Raw genomic sequence first — 3134 nt, 5'->3', positions numbered from 1 at the left:
TCGGGACGAACTCCCACGGACATTATGACCATATCGGCTTCGATACTGCCATTTTGCAGAATGACTTTTTTATCGGTTATCTCCGTGACGCCGTTGTTCAGGAACAGCTTGATACCTTTGCTTCTGATATAGCGATGAACATCAGCTGCCATATCTGCGTCAAGAGGTGCGATAAGATGATCCGCAAGCTCGACTATTGATACTTCAAGGCCTGCACTGACGAGGTTTTCAGCCATTTCCACGCCGATATATCCGCCGCCCACAACTACGGCTCTCTCAGGCTTGTTGCTGTCGATGAAGCCCTTTATCTTCATCGTATCGGGAATATTTCTCAGAGTGAATACATGAGGAAGCTCCATGCCGCTTATATTCGGCCGAATGGGTTCAGCTCCGGGAGAAAGTATGAGCTTGTCGAAGGTCTCCTCGTATTCTTTACCTGTATCGGCATTACGCACGGTCACTGTATGAGCTTCGGGAGATATCTTCACGGCTTTACTCTTTACCCGCACATCAATATTGAAGCGCTTGCGGAAACTCTCAGGCGTCTGCAAGGTCAGCATATTCCTGTCGGTTATCTCTCCGCCGATAAAGTACGGCAGACCGCAGTTGGCAAAGGAGATATAGTCTCCGCGCTCAAGAATGATGATCTCATCATTTTCATTTAAACGTCTCAGTCTTGCGGCTGCGGAAGCTCCACCCGCAACGCCGCCTACGATTATAGTTTTCATTTTTCTACCTCCGAAAGGATAAAATTATGTTTGAAGAAATCTACAGTGAATTATTCCCGTTCTGGGACAAAATATCAGCTGTCGACCGCAAATATATCTGCGATAATTCCACGATACGCCAGTACGAAAAAGGCACTAACCTCCACAACGGCAGCGAATGCTCTGGAGTGATATTTGTCCGCAGTGGAAGTCTCCGCGTGTATATCATGTCAGAGGACGGCAAGGACGTAACTCTGTACCGTCTGCACAAGGGTGATATGTGTATGCTGTCGGCTTCCTGCGTTTTGCAGTCCATAACCTTTGAAGTCGCCATTGACGCCGAAGAGGACAGCGAATGCTGTATCATCAGCGGTCACGCTTTCAAGCAGGTCTCGGAGCGCAATCCCGAGATACGGATATTCTCCCTTGAAACAGCCGTTTCGCGCTTCTCCGACGTTATGTGGGTAATGCAGCAGATAATGTTCATGAGCCTTGACAAGCGCCTTGCAATATTCCTCCACGATGAAGCTCTGCGTATCGGCTCGGACAATATCCAGCTGACACAGGAGCAGATAGCGAAGTACATCGGCTCTGCCCGTGAAGTGGTGTCACGAATGCTGAAATACTTCGCTAACGAGGGTATAGTTGAAGTCTCACGCAAGGGCGTAAGGATAATTGACAGGAAGCGTCTACTCGACTTAACCATTTAACATATCAAGTATAGCTGATTTCGGACGGATTCCGACTGCATGAGCGGTAACTGCTCCGTTCTTAATAACAGTAAGCATAGGTATGCTTGAAACTCCGAATGCAACGGCAAGCTCGGGCTGCTCATCAACATTTACCTTGCCTACCGTAAACTCGCTGTGCTCCTCGGCTATTTCGTCAACAAGAGGCGACACCATTCTGCATGGACCGCACCAGTCTGCGTAAAAGTCCAGAAGTACAGGCTTTGCGCTATTTCTTATCTCCGTGAAATTTTCCTTTGTAACATTAAAAACTGCCATATCAATACTTCCTTTCTGTTTTATTGTACCTTTATTATACACGATTATTCAGCAGCGGTCTGCGACTTTGTCACGTTTTTGGCTTTGCATATGAGCTGAGTCATAGTGCCCATAGGACAGTAAACACACCATGAACGTGGCTTGAAAAGTATCATGGTCACAAAACCGAGTATTGTGGAAGTGAGCATTACGCTGTAAAATCCGAATGCGAACTGTGCAACGCCGTCTGAGAATACTGTTCCGTGATAAGCCCAGTGCCACGGTACCTTGAATGTCCACAGCAGCTTTATTTTCTGCCCGAGAGGACGCTGACCTGCTAATACAAGATAGGTGTTCCAGAGCATTATAAAGAACATGGTAAAGAAGAATATGAGAAATCCGTAGCGGAAATACTTTGACTTCATCCATTTGGGCATATCCTTTTTGCGTGAGAGTCCGAAATGGCCGCCAAGCATTGAGAAAAGCTGTCCGCGTCCGCAGAATTTGTTGCAGTACGCCTTGTTTCCCCAGCCTATTGATATTACAAGAGGAACGATGAAGCATATCATTCCAAGCCATGCAAACAGGATATTCACAAATCCGAGTATAAGATAAGTCAGTGAGAATATCCACAGGTAATCATACCATTTTTTCTTAGCTTTCATGGTTTACCTCCTCAAGTGTGATAATGCTTGCGGGACATTCCTTTGCACATTTTCCGCAGCCTACGCAGAGTTTCTCATCAATGACTGCATTTATCCCATGCGGTACACTTATAGCTGCCCTCGGGCAGACCTTTACGCAGCAGCCGCAGGCTACGCACTGACTTGTATCAACAATTGCTTTTCGTTTCATATCATCGCCTCCGAAGTATATTATATACTCACGGAGGCTTTTATTCTGTGACTAAGTCACATTAGAGGATAATATTCGGAAAAGAATGCGTTTTTCTCTGTTCCCGTAATACTGCCTATTCTAAAGCTTTCAGCACTAATATATCGTCAACTTAACAGACAAACTACGACTTTATACTTTGTATGAAATGCTGATAATTTAAGATATTTTGTAAACATTTATAGTTTATATTGAAATTATTGTGCAAAACTGATAGAATTAATGTAAGAATTAATAGCAATATATTAAAATAGTATTGCTCAGATACATTGCTGACGGCGCGAATGAAAAGGATTTTATCAGGACATACAGACTTACATGATGATAACTCGATTAGAGGTGACATGGAATGGATTTTGTAAACAGATTTGAAGAAGCCCTGAACAACGGATATATTAAGGCATTCTTCCAACCGTTGACCCGTACCATCTCCGGCAAGGTCTTTGGTGCCGAGGCTTTGGCACGATGGGACGATCCGGAGCGAGGACTGATACCGCCCGGTGAGTTTATAAACTCACTGGAAGAACACAAGCTGATACACAAGCTC

6 protein-coding genes are annotated in these 3134 nt (G+C 45.0%); 2 read left to right on the top strand and 4 right to left on the bottom strand.

All coding sequences use genetic code 11. The features are described from left to right. Positions 1-728: FAD-dependent oxidoreductase (locus QZZ36_RS12875; protein ID WP_295082490.1), on the bottom strand; the 728-nt coding region annotated here is incomplete at its 3' end. Between the two features lie 26 nt (positions 729-754). On the opposite strand from QZZ36_RS12875, the gene QZZ36_RS12870 reads away from it, so the two are divergent. Further along, positions 755-1417, top strand: coding sequence for a Crp/Fnr family transcriptional regulator (locus tag QZZ36_RS12870; RefSeq protein ID WP_295082484.1), 663 nt, complete (start codon positions 755-757; stop codon positions 1415-1417). Here QZZ36_RS12870 and trxA read toward each other — a convergent pair. The 3 genes from trxA to QZZ36_RS12855 are packed head-to-tail and all read right to left on the bottom strand — an operon-like array spanning position 1406 to position 2548. Next, complete coding sequence (gene trxA / locus QZZ36_RS12865; RefSeq protein ID WP_295082481.1) at positions 1406-1714, bottom strand: thioredoxin; 309 nt, start codon at positions 1712-1714, stop codon at positions 1406-1408. The two genes, QZZ36_RS12870 and trxA, sit on opposite strands and share 12 nt — an antisense overlap. A gap of 44 nt (positions 1715-1758) precedes the next feature. After that, positions 1759-2358, bottom strand: coding sequence for a 4Fe-4S binding protein (locus QZZ36_RS12860; protein WP_295082478.1), 600 nt, complete (start codon positions 2356-2358; stop codon positions 1759-1761). Continuing rightward, positions 2348-2548, bottom strand: a complete 201-nt coding sequence (locus QZZ36_RS12855; protein ID WP_295082473.1) for a 4Fe-4S binding protein — start codon at positions 2546-2548, stop codon at positions 2348-2350. The genes QZZ36_RS12860 and QZZ36_RS12855 overlap by 11 nt, the downstream gene beginning before the upstream one ends. A gap of 388 nt (positions 2549-2936) precedes the next feature. Here QZZ36_RS12855 and QZZ36_RS12850 point away from each other — a divergent pair. Further along, positions 2937-3134, top strand: a 198-nt coding sequence (locus QZZ36_RS12850; protein WP_295082470.1) for an EAL domain-containing protein, incomplete at its 3' end; no start/stop codon positions are given.

The organism is Ruminococcus sp., assembly GCF_016287535.1.
Classification (GTDB): domain Bacteria; phylum Bacillota; class Clostridia; order Oscillospirales; family Ruminococcaceae; genus Ruminococcus.
Note: the sequence above shows the minus strand (reverse complement) of the source record. Positions and strands in the feature narration are given on the sequence as shown.

Bases quoted from the DNA above. Each gene is read 5' to 3' on its own strand.
- QZZ36_RS12870 (WP_295082484.1), top strand. From the start codon at position 755: ATGTTTGAAGAAATCTACAGTGAATTATTCCCGTTCTGGGACAAAATA.
- trxA (WP_295082481.1), bottom strand. From the start codon at position 1,714: ATGGCAGTTTTTAATGTTACAAAGGAAAATTTCACGGAGATAAGAAAT.
- QZZ36_RS12860 (WP_295082478.1), bottom strand. From the start codon at position 2,358: ATGAAAGCTAAGAAAAAATGGTATGATTACCTGTGGATATTCTCACTG.
- QZZ36_RS12855 (WP_295082473.1), bottom strand. From the start codon at position 2,548: ATGAAACGAAAAGCAATTGTTGATACAAGTCAGTGCGTAGCCTGCGGC.